The following is a 22,425-nucleotide window of genomic DNA, read 5'->3' on the forward strand; positions in this document are numbered from 1 at the left end:
GTCCGCATGCGAATCGTGGTACTGGCCGGCGGCATCGGGGGAGCCCGTTTCCTGCGCGGCCTGAAGGCGGCGGCGCCGGAGGCGGACATCACCGTCATCGGCAACACCGGCGACGACATCCACCTGTTCGGCCTCAAGGTCTGCCCCGACCTCGACACCGTCATGTACACCCTGGGCGGCGGGATCCACGAGGAGCAGGGCTGGGGCCGCGCCGACGAGACCTTCACGGTCAAGGAGGAGCTGACCGCCTACGGCGTCGGGCCCGAGTGGTTCGGCCTCGGCGACCGCGACTTCGCGACCCACATCGTGCGCACCCAGATGATCGGCGCGGGCTATCCGCTCAGCGCGGTCACCGAGGCGCTGTGCGCCCGCTGGAAGCCGGGCGTGCGGCTGATCCCGATGACCGACGACCGGATCGAGACCCATGTCGTCATCGACGACCCGGACGCGGGCCCCGGCGGCGGGCGCAAGGCGGTCCACTTCCAGGAGTACTGGGTGCGGCTGCGGGCCTCCGTCCCGGCGTACGCGGTGCTGCCGGTCGGCGCGGAGGGTGCCAAGCCCGCGCCCGGCGTGCTGGAGGCGATCGGCGAGGCGGACGTCATCCTCTTCCCGCCGTCGAACCCCGTGGTGTCGGTCGGCACGATCCTCGCCGTCCCCGGCATCCGCGAGGCCATCGCCGAGGCGGGCGTGCCGGTGGTGGGCCTCTCCCCCATCGTCGGCGACGCCCCGGTACGGGGCATGGCCGACAAGGTGCTGGCGGCGGTCGGCGTGGAGTCCACGGCGGCGGCGGTCGCCGCGCACTACGGCTCCGGGCTGCTGGACGGCTGGCTGGTCGACACCGTCGACGCGGGAACGGTGGCGGAGGTCGAGGCCGCGGGCATCCGCTGCCGGGCCGTACCGCTGATGATGACGGACCTGGACGCGACGGCGGCGATGGCCCGTGAGGCGCTGAAGCTGGCCGGGGAGGTGCGGGCGTGACCGCCTCCTACCGCGTGTGGGCCGTCACCGGCATGCCCGAGGTCGAGCCCGGCACGGACCTGGCCAAGCTCGTCGCGGCGAGCACGGCGGAACTGGCGGACGGCGACGTCCTCGTCGTCACCTCGAAGATCGTCAGCAAGGCGGAGGGTCGCGTCGTGCGCGCCGACGACCGCGAGGCCGCGATCGACGCCGAGACGGTGCGGCTCGTCGCGCGGCGCGGGCGGACCCGGATCGTGGAGACCCGGCACGGCTTCGTCATGGCCGCGGCCGGCGTGGACGCCTCCAACACGGCGCCCGGCACGATTCTGCTGCTGCCCGAGGACCCGGACGCCTCCGCCCGCGCCATCCGGGCGGGGCTGCGGGACACGCTCGGCGTCAACGTCGGCGTGGTCGTCACCGACACCTTCGGGCGGCCCTGGCGCGAGGGCCTGACCGACGTCGCGATCGGCGTGGCCGGGCTGCGCGTGCTGGACGACCTGCGGGGCGCGGCGGACTCCCACGGCAACGAACTGGCCGTCACGGTCACGGCCTTGGCGGACGAGCTCGCCGCGGCCGGGGATCTGGTCAAGGGCAAGTCCACCGGGTCGCCCGTCGCCGTCGTCCGGGGTCTGGACCGCCTGGTGCTGCCCGCGGAGGAGGACGGCGCCGGCGGCCGCGCCCTCGTCCGGTCCGCCGCCGACGACATGTTCCGGCTGGGCACTTCGGAGGCCGTCCGCGAGGCCGTCTCCCTGCGGCGCACCATCCGCGACTTCACCGACGAGCCCGTCGACGGGGCGGCCGTACGGCGCGCCGTGGACCTCGCGGTCACCGCGCCGGCGCCGCACCACACGACGCCGTGGCGCTTCGTGCTGCTGGAGTCGGAGCGGGCGCGGGTCCGGCTGCTGGACGCCATGCGCGACGCCTGGGTCGAGGACCTGCGCCGCGACGGGCGCAGCGAGGAGTCCATCGCCAAGCGGGTGCGGCGCGGAGATGTGCTGCGCCGGGCGCCGTACCTGGTGGTGCCCTGTCTGGTCGCGGACGGGGCGCACGACTACCCGGACGCCCGGCGCTCGGCGGCCGAGCGCGAGATGTTCGTGGTCGCGATGGGCGCGGCCGTGGAGAACTTCCTCGTCGCCCTGGCCGGCGAGCAGTTGGGCTCGGCATGGGTGTCGTCGACGATGTTCTGCCGCGACGTGGTGCGCGAGGTCCTGGACCTGCCGGAGGACTGGGACCCGATGGGTGCCGTCGCCATCGGCCGGCCCGCCGCGCCGCCGAAGGAGCGGCCGGGGCGGAGCGCGGAGGCCTTCATCGAGGTGCGCTGAGGGCGGGCGCGGACCGGTTCGGGGGCGGGAATGGGGCGGCCCCCCGCCCGTGTGCCGTGATCTCATGTGCCCATGGCCGGTATGAGCATCACCGTGTGTCTGCCGGGGGCGGCAGCCGACCGGGTGGACGAGGCGATCGCCGACGCGATGGCACCGTTCGAGATCGACGGCACACGGGAAGGGGAGCTGGGCATCTGGACGCCTGGTACCTCACCGGTGGCCAGGCGAATGGCGGCGGGTTCAACGTCCTGCCCGGCCATGAGCGGGATCCGAGACTGATCCGGTCGCGCCGGTGGGACAGGAAGTCCGAAAGGCTTCCCAACGACTTCGGCTGGTGCGCGGGCGGGCCCCGTGAGCTCCTCGACTTCTCCGCGTCGCACGAGGAGGCACGCCGCCTGGCGGAGGCGGCCTGGCGGCGATGGCACGAACTGGCGGCCGAACTGCCGCCGGCCGACCCGTGGAAGGTCTACCGCGACCGCGCGGAAGCCGAGTCCGGGTGGTACGACGCCGTGCCCAGCCGCTCGTGCGGGCCTTCGACGCCTGCCTGCGGACGTTGCCGACCCAGCGCTATTGGTACTGGTTCCTCCAGGAGTTGGACCCGGTCGAGGATGTAGGACGCACCGAGCGGGAGACGTTCGTCGAGCAACAGGTCGCATACGCGCTGCGCAGGCGCAACGTGCTCACGCTGGGCGGCTGGTGGTACGAGGACGGCGGACCGGGGATCCACGGGGAGTGCCACGGCCCCGCGGCCTGCCCGCACGAGCCCGAGCTGCCCGCGGAGCAGAAGCGCGTCGACGGTTACCTGCTGGACCTTGCCGGGGACACGCTGCTGGTCAACGTGAAGTGCCACGTGTGACGCGGCGGACGCAGCGCGAGACCCACGCGCGTCTCGCGGCCACCGTCACAGGGGCACGATGTTGCCCGGCGCCATGCGGGGGGCGCGGCGTGGGGGGCGGCGGCCGGTGAGCAGGATGAGGCGGGCGGCGCGGTGGCGCTGGCCGGCGTAGGGCTCGAGGAGTTCGAGCATGGTGGCGTCGTCGGAGCGGTGGGCGCCGGTGAGGGCGTAGCCGACGGTGTGCGGCAGGTGGAGGTCGCCGACCGTGATCGCGTCGGGGTCGCCGTTGCTGCGCTGCAGGGTCTCTGCGGCGGTCCAGGGGCCGATACCGGGGACGGCCTGGAGGCGGGCGAGGGCGTCGGCGGGGGCGAGGCCGGTGGCCTGTTCCATGCGGGCGGCGGCGCGGGCGGCCCGGACCGCGGCGGCGGAGCGCTTGCCGTCGACGTTGGCGCGGTGCCACTCCCAGGAGGGGATCATGGCCCAGCCGCGGGCGTCGGGCATGACCCGCATGCGCAGTTCCTCACCGGGGCCGGGGGCGGGCTCGCCGAAACGCCACAGCAGCAGCCGCCAGGAGCGGTACGCCTCGTCGGACGTGACCTTCTGCTCGAGGACCGCCGGGATGAGGGACTCCAGCACCAGGCCGGTACGGGTCAGCCGCAGGCCGGGGTTGCGGCGGTGGGCCTCATGGACGACGCGGTGCCGGGCGGTGAAGGCGCCGGGGTCGTCGGCGTCGCCGAGCAGGCCGGGGAGGCGGTCCAGCAGCCAGTCCGCGCCGGGGCCCCATGCCTCGGCCTCGACCTCCCCGCCGGAGGGGCGGGCGATGCGCAGGGTGCCGGGGCCCTCGGGGGTCCGCGAGGCGCGGTAGACGGCGCGGTCGGCGCCGACGCGGAACGCCGGGTCGCCGGGGCCGCGGCGCAGGGGGCCGAGCGTGAGGCCGAGGTCCAGGGGCCCGCGCGGGGTCCAGCGGCGGGTGCGGCCGGGTGTGCGGGGACCTGGGACGCGGCCGGCCGCGCCGCGCAGGAGTCGGGTCTGCTCGGGGTGCACCCCCCGAGCCTACGGCGTGGGCCGTCGGGCTTTCGGCTTTCGGGGTTTCCGGGCCGGTGGGCGGGGCGCGCCCACCGGCCGGGGCCCGCGGCGGCTACTGGTCGGAGGAGAAGCGGACCGCGCCGTCCGGGATGACCGCGCCGCACCAGATGCGTACGCCGTGCCGCAGTTCGTTGTCGGCGCCGATGTGCGCGCCGTCGCCGATGACCGAGCCGTGGACGACGGTGCGCTCCCCGATGACCGCGTCGGCGCCGATGAGCGAGTCCACGACGGTCGCGCCGGGACGGACGACGGCGCCCGCCAGGACCGTGCTGCCATCGACGACCGCCCCCGCGCCGATGACCGCGCCCGCGGAGACGGCGGTGCCGCCGGTGAGCTTGGCGTCGTCGGCGACCCGGGCGCCCTCCAGGACGAGGCGTTCGCCGCAGCGGCCGGGGACGGCCGGGGAGGGCGCGTGGCCGAGTACGAGGTCGGCGGAGCCGCGGACGAAGGCGTGCGGGGTGCCGAGGTCGAGCCAGTAGGTGGAGTCGACCATGCCCTGCAGATGGGCGCCGTCGGCCAGCAGGCCGGGGAAGGTCTCGCGCTCGACGGAGACCGCACGACCGGTGGGGATGGCGTCGATGACGGAGCGGTCGAAGACGTAGGCGCCGGCGTTGATCTGGTCGGTGACGATCTCCTCGGGCGTCTCCGGCTTCTCCAGGAACGCGGTGACGCGGCCGGCGGCGTCGGTCGGCACGAGCCCGAAGGCGCGCGGGTCCTCGACGCGGGTCAGGTGGAGGGAGACGTCCGCGCCCGAGTCGCGGTGGGTGGCGACGAGGCCGGCGATGTCGAGACCGGTGAGGATGTCCCCGTTGAACACCAGGACCGGGTCGCCGGGGGCGCAGTCCAGGCGGTCGGCGGCGTTGCGGATGGCGCCGCCGGTGCCGAGCGGCTCGTCCTCGGTGACGTAATCCAGGCGCAGCCCGAGGGCGGACCCGTCGCCGAAGTGCGGCTCGAAGACCTCGGCGAGGTAGGAAGTCGCCAGGACGATGTGCTCGACGCCCGCCGCGCGTGCCCGGGCCAGTTGGTGGGTGAGGAACGGGACGCCGGCCGCGGGGACCATCGGCTTGGGGGTGTGCACCGTCAGGGGGCGCAGTCTGGTGCCCTTGCCGCCGACCAAGAGGATCGCTTCAGTCACCTGTGTTTGTCTCCGCTTCCTGGCGGGCCGAACGAATGAGCGGCCAATCCTATGCAGGGTGCGATCAGCGGCCCTGAAGCCGCGCCGCGGTGCGGCGGATGATGCCGAGATCGTGGTACAACTCCGTCCCTGGGCACTGTGTGTTGAATCCGTCCCGGTGGCCCGAGATGACATTCATGCGAACGCGTGTGCCTTTCGGGTACTTGTTGCTCCCTCCGGACACCAGATGTGTCATGCCCTCCGGGTTCCGGCCGTAAATTCCGAGTTTCCACGCGGCGAGCCGGGCGACGGCCGACAGGGCGTCGCGGCTGGGCTTGTCCTGGGAGTAGTCGCCGAGCACGGCGATGCCCATGGTGTGCTCGTTGAAGCCGAGGGTGTGCGCGCCGAAGACGGCCTTGGAGACGCCGCCGCTGCGGCCCTCGTAGATGTTTCCGCACTTGTCGACGAGGAAGTTGTAGCCGATGTCGCGCCAGCCGCTGCTCTTGACGTGGTAGCGGTAGATACCGCGGATGACCGAGGGGGAGTCGGAGCACTCGTAGTCGTTGCCGGTGGCGGTGTGGTGGACGAAGATCGCGCTGATGGCGTCGGTGAACTCCGACTCCTCGTCGCGCAGTCGCTCGTCGGCACCCCAGCCGAACCGGGTGATGATGCGGGGGCGCGCGCCGGTGAAGCGCTGCCCGGTGAGGGCCTCGGTCTGGGACCGGCTGAGCGCGGGGACGAAGGGGGACTCGACCGGGGTGCCCGAGGTGTCGCTCGGATCCGCGGCGGTGTCGGTCGTGGTGCCGTCCTGCTGCTGGCGGCCGCCGAGCGGGTAGCCCCCCTCGCTGGGGCCGACGCCGTCGAAGGGGTCTCCGCTGTCGGGGGGGCCGACGGCGGCGAAGGGGTCCCCGGGAACGGAACCGGCACCGGTGGGGTCGGGGTCCAGCGCGGCGTCGGGGTCGAGGAGGCTGCCGCCCGGGTCGTCACCGAGTCCGTCGCCGGGCCCGTCACCCGGTTCGTCCCCGGGGTCGACCATCTCCAGCCGCAGCCCCTTGGGCAGACCGGGCCGCACGCCGCGCCTGCCGGTGGGTGACTCGGGGACGACCCGCACCTCGACCCCGTCGGAACGGCCGACCCACAGCGGGGCGGTGGCGCCGCGCGCCGCGGAGGCCGAGCCCTCGGACGAGCCGGCGTCGGGAGCGTCGTCGTTGTGCGCCTCGACGGTGCGCCAGCCGGACCAGGTGCCGGTGCCGACGGCGCGGGTCCGGACCTGGACGGTGCCCCGCAGGTCGGTGCCGACGTCGTCCCAGGTGATGCCGATCAGGGAGAAGGGCCGCACGGCGCGGGCGGGCAGCCCCTGGGAGAGCGGGGCGCCGATGGCACGGCCGGAGGTGGCGAGCGGGGCCAGCGGCAGGGTGTGGGTGGCACCGGGGGGCGTCTCGGGGGCGGCCGCCCGCGCCGGCGCGTGGATGGTGGCGGTGGCGCCGGAGGGGAAGGCGAGCGGCAGGGCGAGGGCAGCCATGCACGCCGCGGGGAGCGAGGTCGCAAGAAGTGCACGCATGGGAAGAACAGTTACATAAGGGCACAGAACCCGCAGCCGGGATCTGACGAACTGTCCCTTTCTGCCGGTGCATCAGCGGCACGCGCGCCGCCGCCGCCTGACGTAGCCTGGCCGTGTGACATCGACTGCCCGTACACCCGCCGACCTGCTGCGTTCCGCGCTCGCGGTGGACCCCGCCCGGCCCCTGGTCACCTTCTACGACGACGCCACAGGCGAACGCGTCGAACTGTCGGTGGCCACCTTCGGCAACTGGGTGGCCAAGACCGCCAACCTCATCCAGGACGAACTGGGCGCCCAGCCGGGTGACCGCGCGGCACTGCTGCTGCCGGCTCACTGGCAGACCGCGGTATGGGTGCTCGCCTGCTTCTCCACCGGCGTGGTCGTGGTGCCCGGTGGCGACCCGGGCGGCGCCGACCTCGTGGTCTCCGGCCCGGACACCCTGGAGGAGGCCCGCGCCTGCTCCGGCGAACGGGTCGCGCTGGCGCTGCGTCCGCTGGGCGGCCGCTTCCCGCAGCCTCCGCAGGGTTTCCTCGACTACGCGGTCGAGGTGCCCTCACAGGGCGACCGCTTCGCCCCGTACGCGCCGGTGGACGCGAACACGGCCGCGCTGGAGCTGCCGGGCGGGGAGGAGCTGACCGGCGCGCAGGTGGTCGAGCGGGCCCGTGCGTCCGCCGCGGCCCTGGGGCTGACGGCCGGGGCGCGACTGCTGTCGGGGCGGTCGTACGACGACTGGGACGGGCTGGCCGCCGGGCTGCTGGCGCCTCTGGCGGCGGACGCCTCCGTGGTGCTCTGCCGCAACCTGGACCGGTTGCCCCCCGCCGACCTGGACAAACGCCGGGAGAGCGAGCGGGTGACCCACACGGCGTAGCCATGGGCACGGCCCCCCCCGTCCAGCGACGCCTCGGACGGAACTGAACAACTCCGCACAACCGACGACGGGTTTGGACGGTCTCTATAGGTGACCTGATCATCAGCAGCACCTGTAAGGACGGGCCCGGACGTGACCACGCCAGCCGATTCACCGGAAGCCGAGGGCGCCCCTCCCGCCGCCGCACCGAGGAAGCGCCGCCGCACCTGGGTGCGCGTCCTCGCCGTCGCCGTCTCCCTGGTGCTGCTGGCGGGGGCAGGGGTCTCCTGGTACCTGTACAAGCAGCTCGACGGGAACATCCACACGGACACGGACACCGCCCACGAGCTGATGCGGGTGAAGTCCGAGCGGCCCAAGGTACTGCCCGAGGCGACCACCGCCGAGAACATCCTGCTCCTGGGCTCGGACAACCGCGGCAACGGCAACGGCAAGTACGGCCAGGACACCGGCACCCAGCGCTCGGACACCGCGATACTGCTGCACCTGGCGGCCGACCGGAAGAGCGCGACGGCGATGAGCCTGCCGCGCGACCTCATGGTCGGCATCCCCGCGTGCCGGCGTTCCGACGGCAGCATGTCCAGCCCCCAGTTCGCCCAGTTCAACTGGGCGTTCGAGTTCGGCGGCGCCGCCTGCACGATCCGCACGGTGGAGAAGCTGACCGGCATCCGCGTCGACCACCACCTCGTGGTGGACTTCAACGGCTTCAAGAAGATGGTCGACGCGGTAGGCGGTGTCGAGGTCTGCGTCCCGCACCCCGTGCACGACCAGGACGCGCACCTGGACCTGGACGCCGGCCGCCAGGTGCTGCGCGGCGAGCAGGCCCTCGGCTATGTCCGGGCCCGCAAGGGCATCGGCGACGGCAGCGACACCCAGCGCATGGACCGTCAGCAGCAGTTCCTGGCCTCCCTGGTCCAGAAGGTCGACACCACGGGCGTGTTGCTCAACCCCGCCAAGCTCTACCCGCTGCTGGACGCCGCGACCTCCTCGCTCACCGCGGACGAGGGTCTGGACTCGCTGGCCGAGCTGTACGAACTGGCGCAGAGCCTGCGCAAGACGCCCACGGACCAGGTGCGTTTCCTCACCGTGCCACGACGTCCGTACACCGCTGACCCCAACCGCGACGAACTGGTGCAGCCCGCCGCGGGCGAACTGTTCACGACCCTGCGCGAGGACGGGCAGGTGACCGTCGACGGGGACGAGGGCACCGCCACCGGTACCGTCCACCCGGCGAAGGGCGGAACCTCCACCGCCTCTCCGGCATCTCCTACGCCGTCGGGTTCGGCGAGCGCCTCCCCCTCGTACCGCGGCACCACCGCAGACCGCGATGTGTGCGGCAGCGGGGATTGAACAGTTTGTCCAGGTGTAGGAGAGCGGAATTTGTCACCGGCGGGCGTAGACGCTGAACTGTGGGGTTAGTGTGAGCGATCCGGCCTGTTGCAGCGGCCGAGACGGAGGACTCGATCGACCGTGGACACGCAAGGCCGTAGGCAGCAGGTCGACCCGGCGGATCAGTGGGTTTTCGATCCCGAGACGGGCAGCTACCAGTTGCGGCTCGATCCCCCGCAGCAGCCTGAGCGCGGCGTCCCGGCGCAGGGGGCGGGCCGGCGGGCACAGCGCGTCCTGCCGCAGGGCGGCAGCCGCGCTCGGCAGGGCCGTTCCGGCGCCGCGGGCGAGGGCCGCGACACGACGGGCGGCCGCTCCGACGGTGACGGCCGGGCCGCGGGCGCGGGCAGGGCGGTGGGCAACGGCCGGGCGGCGGGCGGCAGCCGGGCCGCCGGCGGCACCAGGAGCGAGGGCGGCGGCCGGGCGGCCGCGCGCACCAGCCGGCGCCGCCCCAGGCCCCGGAAGTCGGCCAAGAAGCGGGCCCTGATCTGGACCGCCGGCACGCTCGGTGTCATCGTCATCGCGGCGTGCGTGGGCGTCTACGCGCTGTACCAGCAGCTCAACGGCAACATCAACGCGATCGACCCGGGCATCGGCTCCAAGAACGCCACGTCCACCGGGCCGGTCAACATCCTCGTCATCGGCACCGACAGCCGGCAGGGCCTGAAGGGCAAGTACGGCGACGCGGCCAACGTCGGCCACGCCGACACCACAATCCTCTTCCACGTCTCCAAGGACCGCTCCAACGCGACGGCGCTGAGCATCCCCCGCGACATCATCACCGACATCCCGGACTGCCCGACGAAGCAGCGCGACGGCTCCACGAAGATCATCCCGGGTGAGCGCGGCGTCCGCTTCAACACCAGTCTGGGCCAGTACGGCCGGGACCCGGGCTGCACGATGCGCACCGTCAAGGCGCTGACCGGTGTCACCCCGGACCACTTCATGATGGCCAACTTCGACGCGGTGAAGGACCTGTCGACGGCGGTCGGCGGCGTCGAGGTGTGCCTGGCCAAGGACATCGACGACCCGGGCTCGCACCTCAAGCTGGCCAAGGGACGGCACACCGTCGCGGGTGAGCAGGCGCTGGCCTTCGTCCGCACCCGGCACAGCGTCGGCTTTGGCGGCGACCTGAGCCGCATCGAACTGCAGCAGCAGTTCCTCAGCTCGATGGTGCGCAAGATGAAGTCGGGCGACACGCTGACCAGTCCGACCAAGCTGCTCAAGCTGGCGAACACGGCGACGAAGGCGCTCACCGTCGACACCGGCATCGGCAGCGTGACCAAACTGAGCGAGCTCGCCAAGGACCTGAGCCGGGTCAACACCAAGAACATCACCTTCGCGACGGTGCCGGTGATAGACAACCCCGCCGAGAAGGTGCACACCACGGTGGTGCTGGACGAGACCAAGGCGCCGCAGCTGTTCACGATGGTGAAGAACGACATCTCGCTCACCGAGGTGAAGAAGAAGCAGAAGGCGTCGGAGGCGGCCAAGCTCAAGGGCCCCAAGGCCGACCCGATCGACGTCCGGGTCGAGGTGCTGAACGGCAGCGGGATCTTCGGAGCCGCCCAGGACACCGTCAACTGGCTGCAGAACGACGAGGGTGTCAGCCGCTCCACCAACGGCGGCAACGCGCCTGCCGAGGTGAGGAAGACGACGCTGGAGTACGCGCCCAACCAGGCCGACCAGGCACGGCGGCTGGCCCAGATGATGGGGCTGCCGGCCTCCGCGCTCAAGCAGGGCACCGAGGACGCCGCGCCGCGCGCCAACATGACGCTCACCCTCGGCAAGGACTTCACGCAGGCGGGTACGCCGATCGCCGCACCGACGAAGGCGCCCGAGGGCATCCAGAAGGTCGAGGCGGACGACAAGAGCGTGTGCGCCAAGTAGCCGCCCGCCAAGGGCACCGAGGCCGACAGGGGTATCAGGGGTGGGGACCGGATTATGACGGACAGTCGTGTGCGCGATCTCGGCTGGGACGACAGCCTCTACGACGACCACCCGCGGAACGGGGCGGCGCAGCGGGGCAAGGACGCGCCGCGGGGCCCGCACACGGACCCGGGGCACGGCGGCGACGGGCAGCCGGACGGACGAACGCCGCCACATCGGCGGCGCAGACGCCGGGTCGTCCGATGGATCGCGGTCACCCTCGCGCTGCTGACACTCGGGACGGCGGGGGCCGCCTACGCGTACTACGAGCACCTCAGCCACAACATCCGCAAGGGAAAGCGGAACAGCGGTGACAGCGACGTGGCGAAGGCGCCGACGAACGCGCTGAACATCCTGCTGCTGGGCGCCGACGGCCGTAACTCCGCGGAGAACCTCAAGCTCGGCGGCGCCAAGTACACCAAAGGCGAGGCACCCCGGGCAGACGTGATCATGCTGCTGCACGTCTCCGCCGACCGCAGCAACATGTCCGTGGTGAGCATCCCGCGCGACACCCGGGTGCCGATCCCGCAGTGCACCGATCCGGAGACGGGCAAGACGTTCGCCGCCACCACGCACGCGATCATCAACGAGAGCCTGGCGCGCGGCGGTCCCGGCTGCACGCTCGCCACCGTGCAGAACCTCACCAAGGTCTACATCGACCACTGGATGGTGATCGACTTCGCGGGTGTGGTGAAGATGGCCGACGCGGTCGGCGGCGTCGAGGTCTGCGTGAAGCAGCCCGTGTGGGACCACCCGACCCCGCAGCAGCCGGGCGGCTCCGGGCTGAAGCTGGAGGCCGGCAGCCAGAGGATAACCGGGAAGACGGCGCTGCAGTGGCTGCGCACCCGGCACGCCTTCGAGAGCGACCTCGGGCGCGCCAAGGCGCAGCACATGTACATGAACTCGATGGTGCGCGAACTGCGCTCGCAGAACGTCTTCACCGACGGCGGGCGGCTGCGCGACCTCGCCGAGGCCGCCACCAAGGCGCTGCAGGTGTCGGAGGAGATCGGCACCCCGAAGAAGCTCTTCGACCTCGGCATGCAGCTCAAGAGCGTCCCGTCGAACCGGATCACGACGCTGACCATGCCGCCGGTCACCGACACCGAGAACGACCAGCACTACATGCCGGACCCGGTGGCCGCCCCCAAGGTGTGGTCACGGCTCGTCCACGACGTCCCCTTCGACGACAAGGGGAAGAAGAAGGCGAAGAAGCCCGCGCAGACGGGGCCTGCGGCCCGGCCCGCGGCGGACATCCCGGTCGCGGTCGTCAACGGCACCGCGGGCGACGTCACCGGCACTCCCGTGAACGGCAGGGCGAACGCCCTGGCCGGAGTGCTGAAGCAGGCCGGCTTCGGGCAGGCGGCGGCGGTCGCCGCGCCGCAGCCGTCGACGGCCACCGTGATCGACTACCCGGCCGCCGAGGGCGCACAGGGCCGCTCGGACGCGCTCGCCGTGGCGAAGGTGTTCAAGCTCCCCGGCAGTGTTGTGAAGGAATCCTCACATGTCGCCTCCGTCACACTCGTCGTGGGCGCGGACTGGCGGGACGGGACGGTCTTCCACGGTGCCGCCGACGACGACGGAGCGCTGCCCACGAGCGCCGGGGCCCTGAACGGAGCGAATGATTCAGCCTGCATGGACGTGTACAGGCCATATCGCTGGGATCCCGGTTTGGGGTAATGCGCACGATCGCTTTGCACAGGCGATAGGGATCGAATGCCTTGGCTCTGTCGCGGTTTATGTATCGTGACCTCCAACCATCCGCGAGCAGGGCTGTTCCGGTTCCACAGGACCTTGACAGTCGCACAGCTGAGATCACCCACGATCCGCGCGCTGCAGCGCAACCGGTGACCGTAGTGACCAGCGCGTCATGGGAGGGCCCACATGCGCCACGGCAGCATCCCCGGAGGGCGGAACGCCCCCTACGATCCCCACGAGCCCGGATGGGACGACTCTCCGTACGGGAACGGTCACGGACAGCCGTACGTCCCGCAGCAACCCGCACCCCACCCGACGGTCCCCCGGCAGCCGCAGCGCGGCGGCTACCCGCCCCAGGACCCGCAGTGGGGCGGCTACCGGCCGCAGGAGCCGTACGCGCCCTACCAGCCGGCGGGCCACGACGCCACGGGCTACGACACCGGCGGCCACGGCGACGACGGCCACAGGGCGGACTACGGCGATTACGGCGACCACAAGGACGACGCGGGGTCGAGCGGCACCCTGACCGCGACGCGGGGCGACGGTGGCGACGACGCCCACGACGGCAGCGGCCGCCGCGGCAACCGCCGTCGCAAGAAGGGCAAGAGACGCGCCCTGCGCTGGGTGGCGATCGTCACGTCGGTGGCGATACTCGGCACGGCCGGCGCCGCCTACGCGTACTACCAGCACCTCAACGCGAACATCAAGAAGGACGCGCTGAACCTCGGCGACAGCAAGGCCACCAAGAGCAAGGCGAACGCGGCGGGCCAGACCCCGCTGAACATCCTCCTCCTCGGCTCCGACAGCCGGGCCTCCAAGGAGAACCAGAAGCTCGGCGGCGCCAAGGGCGACGCGGACCGCAAGCCGCTCGCCGACGTCCAGATGCTGCTGCACGTCTCCGCGGACCGCAGCAACATGACCGTGGTCAGCATCCCGCGCGACACCCGGGTCACCATCCCCAAGTGCACCGACCCGGACGACGGACACGTCTACCCCGAGTCCACGACGGACACGATCAACACGAGCCTCCAGCACGGCGGTCCCGGCTGCACCGTGGCCACCTGGGAGAAGCTGACCGACATATCCATCGACCACTTCATGATGATCGACTTCGCCGGCGTGGTCTCCATGGCCGACGCGGTCGGTGGCGTCCCGGTATGCGTCAAGGACAACGTCTACGACAGCAAGTCCGGGCTGAAGCTCACCAAGGGCGACCACGTCATCAAGGGCAAGCAGGCCCTGCAGTGGCTGCGCACCCGGCACGGCTTCGAGGACGGCAGCGACATCGGCCGTACGCACGCCCAGCACATGTACATGAACGCGATGGTGCGCCAGCTGAAGTCGGGCACGAAGCTCACCGACCCCGGCGCGCTGACCGGTCTGGCGGAGGCCGCCACCAAGGCGCTGACCGTCGACACCGGCCTCGGTACGGTCAAGAAGCTCTACGACCTGGGCAACGACCTCAAGCGCGTACCCACCGACCGCATCACCATGACGACGATGCCCTGGGGCGCCGACCCGCAGAACCCGGTCGCGCACGTCGTGCCGACCTCGGCGGCGTCCAAGCTGTTCACGCTGCTCCGCAACGACCAGGCCGTGGACGGCAAGGCCTCCAAGAAGGAGAAGGCCGACAAGTCCACCACCACCACCGCGAAGGCCTCGCCCGAGGGCGAGATCGCGGTGACGGTCCAGAACGGCACCGGCAGCGCCTCGACGCCCGCGGTCCCCCGCCGGGCGAGCACGGTCACGCAGAAGCTGAAGGCGCTGGGCTTCACCCAGGCCGAGTCCGACTCCACGCCGCAGTCGCAGTCCGGCAGCACGATCACCTACCCGGGCGACGACGACAAGGCGAACGCCCTGGCCGTCGCGAAGGCGCTGAAGCTGCCCGCCGGCGTGGTGAAGAAGTCCTCCTCCGCCGAGGGCATCACGCTGGTGATCGGAGCCGACTGGACGACCGGGACGACCTACCCGGCGGCGACCGACACCAAGGAGGTACTGGACAGCGCGAGCGCGCTGAACGCCTCTGACGACTCGGCCTGCATGAAGGTGAACCGCTACAACCGCTGGTAGAGGTCCATCCCGCGCGTCACGCGTCCGCCGCCGCCCGCACCGCCGGGCGGCGGCTGGCGATCACCCGCCGGGCGAGCGAGCGCGGGCTGGTCAGGAACCCGAAGCCCCACGACATGTGCATCGTGGCGAGCGCCACCGGGATCCGCAGCCGCGCGCCGGCGGACAGGCCCTTGCCGGCCGGGAGCGAGCCCAGTGCGATGGCCGCGAGGTAGCCGCCGGGGACGACGAAACCGAGCGGGGTGACCGCGGCGCCCACCACCGCACCCGCCGCGATGGCCACGACGGCGGCCGGGGCGGCCAGGTAGCGCAGGTTGACCGAGCCCTGGTGGTACCGGGTGACGACGCGGCGCCAGCGCCCGTAGTCCTTGTACTGCTTGGCCAGCGCCCGCACGCTGGGCCGCGGGCGGTAGGAGACGCGCAGCTCGGGCGAGAACCAGATCAGGCCGCCGGCCTCGCGGATGCGGTAGTTCAGCTCCCAGTCCTGGGCGCGGATGAACTCCTCGTTGTAGCCGCCCTGCTGCTCCAGCACCTCACGGCGGAAGACCCCGAGGTAGACGGTGTCGGCGGGGGCGGCGGCGCCGCCGGTGTGGAAGGCCGCGTTGCCGACGCCGATCTTCGAGGTCATGGCGGCGGCGACGGCGCGCTCCCAGTCGTTCTCGCCCTCGGCGTGCATGATGCCGCCGACGTTGGCGGCGCCGGTCTCCTCCAGCAGCCGCACCGCGGTCTTGATGTAGTCGGGCGAGAGCATGCCGTGGCCGTCGACCCGCACCACGACCGGGTGCCGGGAGGCCTTGATGGCGGCGTTCAGGGCGGCGGGGGTACGGCCGGTGGGATTGGGCACCGTGTGGACCCGGGGGTCCTCGCGCACCAGCTCCGCCGCGATCTCGTCCGTGCGGTCCGTGGAGGGGCCGAGGGCGATGACGACCTCGAGCTCGCCCGCGTAGTCCTGCTCGAGGATGTGGCGGACGGAGTTGCGCAGGTGCCGCTCCTCGTCGAGCACCGGCATGATCACGGAGACGGCGGGCAGCACGTGGGGGGTCGCAGCGTTCACAGCCGCACACGTTACCGCGAACGGATGATACGAGCGCGTGCGGCCGGGCGGGGCTCATCCCGTACGACGGTATGACTCCTTAGCGTGACTCCATGACCGTCGCTCGTCGCCGTCAGCAACCCGTCGCAGCCGCCCGCCGGGTCCGGAAGCGGCCGCAGATGCGCCGTGGGATGCGCCGTGGGATGCGCGTCCTCGGCGCCGTCTCGCTGGGCATCCTGACCACCAGCGGGATCGGGCACGCCGTCCTGGGGCACATGGACGACCGCCTGGAGCGGGTGGACGCCTTCGCCGGGATGAAGAACCGGCCCACCTCCACCAAGGGCACCAACTTCCTGCTGGTCGGCACGGACGTGCGCCGCGGGCTCACCGCGGCACAGCGCACCGGGCTGCGCCTGGGCGGGGAACCGTGCGACTGCACCGACACGATGATGCTGGCGCACCTGTCGAGGGACGGCCGGCGGGTCAGCGTCGTCGCCCTGCCGCGGGACTCGTACGCGGAGCTGCCCCGCCCCGGCAAGCTGAAGTGGGCCTGGGGGGTGGGCGGCCCCGCGCTCGCCGTCAGCACGGTGGAGAAGATGACCGGGCTCAAGGTCGACCACTACGCCGAGTTCGATTTCGGCTCCTTCATGAAGACCGTCGACAAGATCGGCGGCGTCGACCTCTGCTTCGCCCGCCCGCTGCGGGACGCCGTGACCGGTCTCGAGCTGCCCGCCGGCACGGTCCGCGCGGACGGCGCCACGGCGCTGCGCTACGTGCGCTCCGGCCACCAGCCCGGCGGCCCTGACCTCCCGCGGATGCAGAACCAGCAGCTGTTCCTGTCCGCCCTGGTCCGCCGGGTCACCGACATCGGGCTGCTGCAGAACCCCGTCAAGCTCGACCAGGTGGCCCGGGCGGCGCTGGGCTCGGTGCGCGCGGACCGGCAGACCAAGCCGGACGACCTGATCGCGCTCGCCACCGGACTGCGGGGCGGCTTCGGGGCCCGCTCGACGGAGTTCGCCACGGTGCCGGTGGACGCCACGCCGTTCCGGGTGCAGGGGGTGGGGACGACCCTGCGCTGGGACGTCAAGGGCGCGAAGCGGCTCTTCGACGCGCTCCGCGAGGACCGCCCGCTCACCGGCCCCGACGGCGGGCCCCCGGTCACGCCCAGCCCCTCGGCGCCCGAGCCGGAACAGGTCGACGTGCCGCCCAAGTCGATCCGCGTCCAGGTCAACAACGGGACGACGGTCAACGGGCTGGGGGCGCGGGTGGACAAGGAACTGCGCCGCCTGGGCTTCCGCACCACCGGTACACCCGGCAACACCGTCCGGCACGACGCGGAGTACACGGTCATCCACTACGACCCGGGCTGGGACCGCTCCGCCAAGGCCCTGGGGACGGCCCTGCCGTACGCGGAGCTGCGCCCGGTGTCCGGGCTGGGGCCGACGCTGCGGATCACCGTGGGGGCGGACTACGACGGCGTGACCCCGGTGCGGGCCGGCGAGCCGGACCCGCCCGCGCCCCCGCCGGTGGAGCTCCCGCCGATGCGTGGGGACCGCATCCTGTGCGGCTGAGGGCCGGGCCGGCCGGCGCCGTCAGTCGTCGAAGCCCTCGGCGGCGCGCTTCTCGCGCAGCTCCATGATCGCCCGGCGGCGGGCCAGCCGGTGCGTGCGGCGGATCTGGGCCTCCTGCAGACGGCGCCGGTCCCGTTCGGTCTCGGGCTCGATCCGGGGCACCGCGCGTGGCATGCCCTCGGCGTCCACGGCCACGAAGACCAGGTAGGCGCTGGCCACCTGGGTCGCCGGACCGGACTCGTTCCAGCGCTCGGCGAGCACGCGCACGCCGACCTCCATGGAGCTGCGCCCGGTCCAGTTGACCTGGGCCTGCACCTTGAGCAGGTCGCCGACCCGCACCGGTTCCAGGAAGGCCATCTCGTCCATGGCGCCGGTCACCGCGGGACCCTCGGAGTGCCGTCCGGCGACGGCCCCCGCCGCGTCGTCGACGAGCTTCATGACCACGCCGCCGTGCACGGTGCCCAGCAGGTTCGTGTCGTGGTGGGTCATGATGTGCGCCAGCGTGATCCGCGAGGCGGACGTGGGCTTGGACGGGACAGGGTGCGGGGGTGGCTCCTCGAACATGGCTCCACCCTAAGCACCGCCGTGCCGTGCTCCCCGCCGGGCACACCTTGCCCCCCGGGTGGGCCGGGCGGATGCTGGAAGGGGGACCGACGTCCCGATGCCCAAGAGGTGATCCGCCATGGAGAAGACGTGGACGATCAAGCTGTCCCTGGAGGAGGACGGCAACCGCACGGCCTGCACCGCCTCGCTCACCGGGGACGGCGCCCCGGGCGTGGTGGGTCATGGTTATTCGCGGCGCAATCCGCACGACGAGCCGGACATGCGCATCGGGGAGGACGTGGCGGCCTCCCGGGCCTGCTCCAACCTGGCGCACGAACTGCTGGAACAGGCCGCCGGAATGATCGAGACGCACACCAACACCCCAACGCATCTCACCGGCTGAGAGCGCGTGGGCACAATGGGTCACGGCATGGCAGCGGTCCTGTGACCTTTGCATCAGCTCTGCTTCAGAAGCGCCACGGAGGCACCGCGGGGCAGGGCGGCAGGGCACACTGCCGTACATGAACGCATGGCCCGACGGTTGGTCCGACAACAGGAACCAGCGGCAGCAGCAGGTCTCCGAGCCGCCGCTGCCGCCCGAGCTGTCCCCGCGCCGTGCGGCGGCGGCTCCCGGCAGCGTGCCGCGCCAGCAGGCGTACGGAAGCGGCGGTCCCGGTCACGGAGGGCCCGGCGGCGGCCACGACGGCTACGGCGGCGGCTCGTACGGCCCCCCGTCGACCGGCGGTCGCACCTCCCCGCCCGGCAGCCGCAAGCGGCGGGTCAAGGGCGTCCTGATCGGCCTGGTCGTCGTGGTCGCCGCCTGGTCGGCCGGCACGTACTTCTGGGCCGACGGCAAGGTGCGCCGCGAGGTGGACCTCGGCACGGTCATAGACCGCCCTGAGGCCGGCGAGGGGACCAACTACCTCATCGTCGGCTCCGACAGCCGTGAGGGCCTGTCCAGCGAGCAGAAGAAGCAGCTGCACACCGGCTCGGCCGACGGCAAGCGCACCGACTCGATGATGATCCTGCACATCGGGGACAACGGGAACTCGCTGATCTCGCTCCCCCGCGACTCCTACGTCACGATCCCCGAGTTCAAGGGCTCCGAGTCCGGCAAGACCTTCGCCTCGCGCGGCCAGAACAAGCTCAACGCGTCCTACTCCATAGACGGGCCGACGCTGCTGGTGCGCACGATCGAGTACAACACGGGCCTGCGCATCGACCACTACGCGGAGATCGGCTTCGCCGGCTTCGCGAGCCTGGTCGACGCGGTCGGGGGTGTCGAGCTGGACATCCCCCGCGACATCGACGACAAGAACTCGGGCCTGCACATCAAGAAGGGCAAGCAGACCCTGGGCGGCGACGAGGCCCTGGCCTTCGTCCGGCAGCGCTACCAGGAGGCCGAGGGAGACCTGGGCCGCACCAAGAACCAGCAGAAGTTCCTCGCCGCTCTCGCGAGCCAGACGGCCACGCCGAGCACGGTCCTGAACCCCTTCAAGCTCTATCCGACGATGGGCGCCGGCCTGGACACGCTGATCGTCGACAAGGACATGAGCCTGTGGGACCTGGCGTCGATGTTCTGGGCGATGAAGAGCGTCTCCGGCGGTGACGGCGTCTCGATGAACATGCCGACCGCGGGCTCCATCAGCACCAACGTCGGCAGCGCGCTCAAGTGGGACATGCCGAAGGTCAAGCAGCTCGTCTCGGAGCTGAAGAACGACGACAAGGTCACGGTCACGCCGGATTCCTGATCTCCTGCGACGGCCGAGGGGCCGGCCGGGCGCGCGCACCGCGCCCCGGCCGGCCCCTCCGGTCCTCCCGCCGGTGCCCGCGGGCCTTTACGGGGTGGAGGAGCCCAGGCGGTCGAGGGAGTGGTTCGCCACGTAGTCGGCCATGGTGTCGTTGCGCATGGCCTCCCACAGCTGATCGCTGCCGTTCTCGTCGAGCAGCACCACCGACTGGCCCTTGATCATGTCGAGACCGCCCACCGGGGCGTTCATGAAGACCATGTCGCCCGCGCGCACCCCGCGCATGCTCCACATCAGGTCGCGCAGGTCCCCGTCGGAGAGCCGGTCGTCGACGCTGACCACGCTGGTGACGCGGTCCAGCAGCTCCTTCGCCTTGATCGGGTTGCTCATGGAGTCCCTGGTCAGCGTCTTGGCGATCACCGCGCGCAGGAAGGCCTGCTGGCGGTGGGTGCGGTCCAGGTCGCCGCGCGGCAGGTTGTAGCGCTCACGGACGTACTTCAGGGCCTCCTCGCCGTTCATGTGCTTCCCGGCCAGGTCCACGCCGCCGATGTCGTCCGTGAGGGTCCTGAAGCCGCTCCAGTCGATGACGGCGAGATGGTCGACCTTCACGTCGGTGAGCCGCTGCACGGTGTCGATCAGCAGCGGCGGGCCGCCCCAGGAGAAGGCGGCGTTCAACTTGGCCTTGCCGTTCCCCGGGATCGAGACCCAGCTGTCGCGGGGCAGCGAGACCACATAGGCGTGCTTGTGGTCGGCCGGCAGGTGCACCAGCATCATCGTGTCGCTGCGCTGGGCGCCGCGCTTCCACTCCGGGGCCTCGGCGTCCCGGCCGGTGGTCGGCAGGTCGGAGCGGGCGTCCACGCCGACCAGGAGGAACGTTTCGCCGCCCTTGGCGGCCTGCGGCTGCTCACTCTCCGGCACGTTCGTCGGGAACACGTCGGGGATGCGGTCCACCTTGCCGGTGTAGTGGTCCACCGCCCACCACAACGTCCCGGCCACGCCCAGCACGCCCACGGCCAGCAGGGCCAGTGCGCCCAGCAGCACCCGCCTGGTGCGGCTGCGCCTGCCGCGGGCCGGCTCCGTGGCCTTTCCCGGTGCCGTTTCCCGCTCTGTTTCCGCGACCGCCGTCTTCTCGTGGCCGACCGGATCCGACGTCGTCACCATTCACCCCCACCGTGTGCACCCGCTCCCCACGCGTGCGTAGGGGGCATTGTGGCCCGTGGGACCGTGCCATGGCCATTCCTGGGGCTTGCTTCCGTGCCCGCGCCGGGAAAACACGTTCGCCGCCCAGGGCTATGCTCAACATCGCATTCGGCCACGACCTGGGAGGGACCCTCCGCATGGCGCTCAAGCTCACCGTGATCGGCACCGGCTATCTCGGCGCCACGCACGCCGCGGCGATGGCCGAGCTGGGCTTCGAGGTGCTGGGCCTGGACATCGACCCCGCCAAGATCGAGACCCTCTCGGCGGGCCGCGTGCCCATGTACGAGCCGGGCCTGGAGGAGCTGCTGAGCCGCCATGTCGCGGGCCTGCCGGGCTCCAGCGGGCGGCTGCGCTTCACCACCTCCTGGGAGGAGGTGGCCGCCTTCGGCGACGTCCACTTCGTCTGCGTCAACACGCCGCAGAAGCACGGCGAGTACGCCTGCGACATGAGCCACGTCGACAGCGCCTTCGAGTCGCTCGCCCCGCACCTGGAGCGGCCCACGCTGGTCGTCGGCAAGTCGACCGTGCCGGTCGGCAGCGCCGCCCGGCTGGCGGCCCGCCTGGCCGAGCTCGCCCCCGCCGGCGACCGGGCGGAGCTGGCATGGAACCCCGAGTTCCTGCGCGAGGGCTTCGCGGTCGAGGACACCCTGCACCCGGACCGGATCGTGGTCGGCGTCGCCTCCGAGCACGCCGAGAAGCTGCTGCGCGAGGTCTACGCGACCCCTGTCGGCGAGGGCACGCCCTTCGTCGTCGCGGACTTCCCGACCGCGGAACTGGTCAAGACGGCGGCCAACGCCTTCCTCGCCACCAAGATCTCCTTCATCAACGCCATGGCCGAGGTCAGTGAGGCGGCCGGCGGGGACGTGGTGAAGCTCGCCGAGGCCATCGGTCACGACGAGCGGATCGGCAAGAAGTTCCTGCGCGCCGGCATCGGCTTCGGCGGCGGCTGCCTGCCCAAGGACATCCGTGCCTTCATGGCCCGGGCCGGCGAGCTCGGCGCGGACCAGGCGCTGACGTTCCTGCGGGAGGTCGACTCCATCAACATGCGCCGCCGCGCCCACATGGTCGAGCTCGCCCGCGAGGCCTGCGGCGGCAGCGGCTTCCTCGGCAAGCGGATCGCGGTGCTCGGAGCGGCCTTCAAGCCGGACTCCGACGACGTGCGGGACTCCCCCGCGCTCAACGTCGCCGGGCAGATCCACCTCCAGGGCGGCCAGGTCACCGTGTACGACCCCAAGGCGATGGACAACGCCCGGCGGATCTTCCCGACGCTCGGGTACGCCGTGAGCGCGCTGGAGGCGGTTCGCGGGGCCGACGTGGTGCTGCACCTGACGGAGTGGCGGGAGTTCCGCGAGCTCGACCCGGTGGCGCTGGGGGCGGTGGCCGGGCAGCGGCACATCATCGACGGGCGGAACGCGCTGGAGCCGGCGGGGTGGCGTGAGGCGGGCTGGACGTTCCGCGCCATGGGCCGCCCGACCGCCTAGCCCACGCCTGGCCCGCCGGGGTGCCGGGGTGC

At 72.1% G+C, this 22,425-nt stretch carries 18 protein-coding genes and 1 pseudogene; 13 read left to right on the forward strand and 6 right to left on the reverse strand.

What is annotated here, in order from left to right; translation table 11 throughout:
• Positions 1 to 6: 6 nt before the first annotated feature.
• The 4 genes from cofD to AC3EUJ_RS32370 all read left to right on the forward strand — a co-directional run bounded on the left by cofD (position 7) and on the right by AC3EUJ_RS32370 (position 3,135).
• Complete coding sequence (cofD, locus tag AC3EUJ_RS32355) at positions 7 to 978, forward strand: 2-phospho-L-lactate transferase (RefSeq protein WP_431967712.1); 972 nt, start codon at positions 7 to 9, stop codon at positions 976 to 978.
• A 32-nt stretch (positions 979 to 1,010) separates the two neighbouring features.
• Positions 1,011 to 2,279, forward strand: coding sequence for a coenzyme F420-0:L-glutamate ligase (locus tag AC3EUJ_RS32360; protein ID WP_431967746.1), 1,269 nt, complete (start codon positions 1,011 to 1,013; stop codon positions 2,277 to 2,279).
• Between the two features lie 81 nt (positions 2,280 to 2,360).
• Complete coding sequence (locus AC3EUJ_RS32365; protein WP_431967714.1) at positions 2,361 to 2,558, forward strand: hypothetical protein; 198 nt, start codon at positions 2,361 to 2,363, stop codon at positions 2,556 to 2,558.
• A gap of 217 nt (positions 2,559 to 2,775) precedes the next feature.
• Complete coding sequence (locus AC3EUJ_RS32370; RefSeq protein WP_431967716.1) at positions 2,776 to 3,135, forward strand: hypothetical protein; 360 nt, start codon at positions 2,776 to 2,778, stop codon at positions 3,133 to 3,135.
• 45 nt (positions 3,136 to 3,180) lie between these two features.
• Here the strand turns inward: AC3EUJ_RS32370 and AC3EUJ_RS32375 are convergent, their stop codons facing one another.
• The 3 genes from AC3EUJ_RS32375 to AC3EUJ_RS32385 form a co-directional block, all read right to left on the reverse strand.
• Positions 3,181 to 4,134 (reverse strand): DNA-3-methyladenine glycosylase family protein, encoded by a 954-nt coding sequence (locus AC3EUJ_RS32375; RefSeq protein WP_431967748.1) that lies wholly within the window; start codon positions 4,132 to 4,134, stop codon positions 3,181 to 3,183.
• A 118-nt stretch (positions 4,135 to 4,252) separates the two neighbouring features.
• Positions 4,253 to 5,335, reverse strand: coding sequence for a mannose-1-phosphate guanylyltransferase (gene manB, locus AC3EUJ_RS32380; RefSeq protein ID WP_431967718.1), 1,083 nt, complete (start codon positions 5,333 to 5,335; stop codon positions 4,253 to 4,255).
• 64 nt (positions 5,336 to 5,399) lie between these two features.
• Positions 5,400 to 6,875: a peptidoglycan recognition protein family protein gene (locus AC3EUJ_RS32385; RefSeq protein WP_431967720.1), complete on the reverse strand. Its 1,476-nt coding sequence runs from the start codon at positions 6,873 to 6,875 to the stop codon at positions 5,400 to 5,402.
• Between the two features lie 115 nt (positions 6,876 to 6,990).
• Here AC3EUJ_RS32385 and AC3EUJ_RS32390 point away from each other — a divergent pair, with 115 nt between their 5' ends.
• The 5 genes from AC3EUJ_RS32390 to AC3EUJ_RS32410 all read left to right on the forward strand — a co-directional run bounded on the left by AC3EUJ_RS32390 (position 6,991) and on the right by AC3EUJ_RS32410 (position 14,820).
• Complete coding sequence (locus tag AC3EUJ_RS32390) at positions 6,991 to 7,743, forward strand: TIGR03089 family protein (RefSeq protein WP_431967722.1); 753 nt, start codon at positions 6,991 to 6,993, stop codon at positions 7,741 to 7,743.
• A 132-nt stretch (positions 7,744 to 7,875) separates the two neighbouring features.
• Positions 7,876 to 9,090: an LCP family protein gene (locus tag AC3EUJ_RS32395; RefSeq protein ID WP_431967724.1), complete on the forward strand. Its 1,215-nt coding sequence runs from the start codon at positions 7,876 to 7,878 to the stop codon at positions 9,088 to 9,090.
• Between the two features lie 120 nt (positions 9,091 to 9,210).
• Positions 9,211 to 11,016: an LCP family protein gene (locus tag AC3EUJ_RS32400; protein WP_431967726.1), complete on the forward strand. Its 1,806-nt coding sequence runs from the start codon at positions 9,211 to 9,213 to the stop codon at positions 11,014 to 11,016.
• 54 nt (positions 11,017 to 11,070) lie between these two features.
• The gene (locus tag AC3EUJ_RS32405) at positions 11,071 to 12,732 is read left to right on the forward strand and encodes an LCP family protein (protein ID WP_431967728.1); all 1,662 of its coding nucleotides are present in this window, start codon (positions 11,071 to 11,073) and stop codon (positions 12,730 to 12,732) included.
• A gap of 204 nt (positions 12,733 to 12,936) precedes the next feature.
• On the forward strand, positions 12,937 to 14,820 hold the full coding sequence (locus AC3EUJ_RS32410) for an LCP family glycopolymer transferase (RefSeq protein ID WP_431967730.1): 1,884 nt from the start codon (positions 12,937 to 12,939) through the stop codon (positions 14,818 to 14,820).
• A 16-nt stretch (positions 14,821 to 14,836) separates the two neighbouring features.
• Here the strand turns inward: AC3EUJ_RS32410 and AC3EUJ_RS32415 are convergent.
• A pseudogene (locus tag AC3EUJ_RS32415) lies at positions 14,837 to 15,877 on the reverse strand (glycosyltransferase family 2 protein); the annotation flags it as partial.
• Between the two features lie 86 nt (positions 15,878 to 15,963).
• On the opposite strand from AC3EUJ_RS32415, the gene AC3EUJ_RS32420 reads away from it, so the two are divergent.
• Complete coding sequence (locus AC3EUJ_RS32420; RefSeq protein ID WP_488180987.1) at positions 15,964 to 17,421, forward strand: LCP family protein; 1,458 nt, start codon at positions 15,964 to 15,966, stop codon at positions 17,419 to 17,421.
• 21 nt (positions 17,422 to 17,442) lie between these two features.
• Here the strand turns inward: AC3EUJ_RS32420 and AC3EUJ_RS32425 are convergent, their stop codons facing one another.
• On the reverse strand, positions 17,443 to 17,985 hold the full coding sequence (locus AC3EUJ_RS32425; protein ID WP_431967734.1) for an acyl-CoA thioesterase: 543 nt from the start codon (positions 17,983 to 17,985) through the stop codon (positions 17,443 to 17,445).
• 118 nt (positions 17,986 to 18,103) lie between these two features.
• Between AC3EUJ_RS32425 and AC3EUJ_RS32430 the strand changes: the two genes are divergently transcribed.
• On the forward strand, positions 18,104 to 18,367 hold the full coding sequence (locus tag AC3EUJ_RS32430) for a DUF1876 domain-containing protein (RefSeq protein WP_431967736.1): 264 nt from the start codon (positions 18,104 to 18,106) through the stop codon (positions 18,365 to 18,367).
• A 118-nt stretch (positions 18,368 to 18,485) separates the two neighbouring features.
• Positions 18,486 to 19,715, forward strand: a complete 1,230-nt coding sequence (locus AC3EUJ_RS32435; protein WP_431967738.1) for an LCP family protein — start codon at positions 18,486 to 18,488, stop codon at positions 19,713 to 19,715.
• A gap of 87 nt (positions 19,716 to 19,802) precedes the next feature.
• Here AC3EUJ_RS32435 and AC3EUJ_RS32440 read toward each other — a convergent pair whose 3' ends face one another.
• Entirely contained in the window at positions 19,803 to 20,873 is a 1,071-nt protein-coding gene (locus AC3EUJ_RS32440; RefSeq protein ID WP_431967740.1) for an LCP family protein, read from the reverse strand.
• A 176-nt stretch (positions 20,874 to 21,049) separates the two neighbouring features.
• Between AC3EUJ_RS32440 and AC3EUJ_RS32445 the strand changes: the two genes are divergently transcribed.
• Positions 21,050 to 22,393, forward strand: coding sequence for a UDP-glucose dehydrogenase family protein (locus AC3EUJ_RS32445; RefSeq protein WP_431967742.1), 1,344 nt, complete (start codon positions 21,050 to 21,052; stop codon positions 22,391 to 22,393).
• The last annotated feature ends 32 nt before the right edge of the window (positions 22,394 to 22,425 follow it).

The sequence above is a fragment of the Actinacidiphila sp. bgisy160 genome (genome assembly GCF_057707815.1).

Excerpts from the sequence above, each read along its gene's own strand:
- AC3EUJ_RS32360 (WP_431967746.1), top strand. The coding sequence starts at position 1,011 with ATGCCCGAGGTCGAGCCCGGCACGGACCTGGCCAAGCTCGTCGCGGCG.
- cofD (WP_431967712.1), top strand. The coding sequence starts at position 7 with ATGCGAATCGTGGTACTGGCCGGCGGCATCGGGGGAGCCCGTTTCCTG.
- AC3EUJ_RS32440 (WP_431967740.1), bottom strand. The coding sequence starts at position 20,873 with ATGGTGACGACGTCGGATCCGGTCGGCCACGAGAAGACGGCGGTCGCG.
- AC3EUJ_RS32425 (WP_431967734.1), bottom strand. The coding sequence starts at position 17,985 with ATGTTCGAGGAGCCACCCCCGCACCCTGTCCCGTCCAAGCCCACGTCC.
- AC3EUJ_RS32365 (WP_431967714.1), top strand. The coding sequence starts at position 2,361 with ATGAGCATCACCGTGTGTCTGCCGGGGGCGGCAGCCGACCGGGTGGAC.
- AC3EUJ_RS32420 (WP_488180987.1), top strand. The coding sequence starts at position 15,964 with ATGACCGTCGCTCGTCGCCGTCAGCAACCCGTCGCAGCCGCCCGCCGG.
- AC3EUJ_RS32410 (WP_431967730.1), top strand. The coding sequence starts at position 12,937 with ATGCGCCACGGCAGCATCCCCGGAGGGCGGAACGCCCCCTACGATCCC.
- AC3EUJ_RS32430 (WP_431967736.1), top strand. The coding sequence starts at position 18,104 with ATGGAGAAGACGTGGACGATCAAGCTGTCCCTGGAGGAGGACGGCAAC.
- AC3EUJ_RS32435 (WP_431967738.1), top strand. The coding sequence starts at position 18,486 with ATGAACGCATGGCCCGACGGTTGGTCCGACAACAGGAACCAGCGGCAG.
- AC3EUJ_RS32445 (WP_431967742.1), top strand. The coding sequence starts at position 21,050 with ATGGCGCTCAAGCTCACCGTGATCGGCACCGGCTATCTCGGCGCCACG.
- AC3EUJ_RS32405 (WP_431967728.1), top strand. The coding sequence starts at position 11,071 with ATGACGGACAGTCGTGTGCGCGATCTCGGCTGGGACGACAGCCTCTAC.
- AC3EUJ_RS32385 (WP_431967720.1), bottom strand. The coding sequence starts at position 6,875 with ATGCGTGCACTTCTTGCGACCTCGCTCCCCGCGGCGTGCATGGCTGCC.